This is a genomic window from Emticicia sp., from assembly GCF_049241225.1.
Classification (GTDB): domain Bacteria; phylum Bacteroidota; class Bacteroidia; order Cytophagales; family Spirosomataceae; genus Emticicia.
Genome location: NZ_JBMLRC010000439.1, coordinates 19,121 through 20,573 on the forward strand (window position 1 = coordinate 19,121; position 1,453 = coordinate 20,573).

The 1,453-nt window shown below is 38.0% G+C and carries 2 protein-coding genes; both read left to right on the forward strand.

Annotated features, from left to right (window positions below):
* On the forward strand, window positions 1-1,050 hold a 1,050-nt coding region (locus ACOVO2_RS22970), incomplete at its 5' end, for an ATP-binding cassette domain-containing protein (protein WP_421772214.1).
* Between the two features lie 98 nt (window positions 1,051-1,148).
* On the forward strand, window positions 1,149-1,453 hold a 305-nt coding region (locus tag ACOVO2_RS22975; protein WP_421772215.1), incomplete at its 3' end, for a VOC family protein.

Consider the following 1,453-nt stretch of genomic DNA (forward strand, 5'->3'; position numbering starts at 1 on the left):
ATTGATGCGTTTTATGAATTGAAAGAAAAGACTGTCAGAAAAGGCCCCGACGAAAAGCTTGAATTGAGCATGAAAATGGAGCGTATGGGCAGCAAAATCATGGAGATTCAGCACATCAGTAAGTCGTTTGACAATAAAAAACTGATTTCTGAATTTAGCTATACCTTTAAGCGTGGCGACCGAATCGGGATTGTAGGTAAAAACGGAATGGGTAAAAGTACGATGCTCGAAATTCTGACCGAACAACTCAAGCCCGATATGGGGCGTGTCGTAAAAGGCGATACCATTAAGATTGGATATTATTCGCAAGCAGGTTTAGATTTTGATGAAGGCCAACGTGTAATAGAAGTAGTGCGAGAAATTGCTGAGTACGTAAAAATGGCTGATGGCACAGAACTTTCAATTTCAAATTTCTTGACGCTCTTTTTATTCCCACCAGCTATGCAATACAGCTATGTAAGTAAGCTAAGTGGAGGAGAAAAACGCCGATTGCAGTTGCTCAAAATTTTGGTTCAAAACCCTAATTTCTTGATTCTTGATGAGCCAACCAACGATTTAGACATTGCTACGCTCAATGTGTTAGAAGATTTCTTGTTGAATTTTGGCGGATGTTTACTGGTTGTGTCGCACGACCGTTATTTCATGGATAAATTAGTTGACCACCTGTTTGTTTTTGAAGGCGATGGTTATATCAGAGATTACCCAGGGAACTACACTGATTATCGCTCATGGAAAGAAGATAAAGAAGAGCAAGAATTAGCCGAAAAAGAAAAACAAGCTCATTTGAAATCGGCCAATTCAACGCCAGTTGTAGCTGTGCAGTCGAGCGAGCCAAAACGTAAGTTGACTTTCAAAGAACAAAAAGAATACGAAAATTTAGGCACTGAAATTGAAAACTTGGAGAAGAAAAAAGCAGTTTTAGTAGAAAAAATGAATGCAGGCGAAGGCACGCATGAAGAATTGGCTGCTTGGGCAAAAGAATTTGAAGAAGTATCAAATCTAATTGAGGAAAAAGAATTCCGTTGGTTAGAATTAGCCGAAATGGCCTAACTTGTTTTGTAGGAACGTCCAATTTGGACGTTCCTACGGGCAAAATTTGATGATTATGATGAAGAAATAGAAGCAATAAATTAACCAACCTCTAACTAATGAATTATTTTAAACTAACAACTGTTTTTTTATTGCTAACCACTTCGGTGAGTTTTGCTCAAAGCCAATCAGCTATTGAGATTTTGGGCTATAATCATGTAGGACTTTACGTAAAAGACCTCAAAGAAAGTGCGAAGTTTTACCGTGAAATCATTGGTTTAAAACCAGTTGATGTACCTGATAATTTAGTGGCTATTAGACGTTGGTTTCAGATTGCACCAAATCAGCAATTGCATTTATTACTCGGAAGAAACGAGCCTGTGACCAACAATGATAAAAATGGTGGGCATTTTTCTTTGACAAT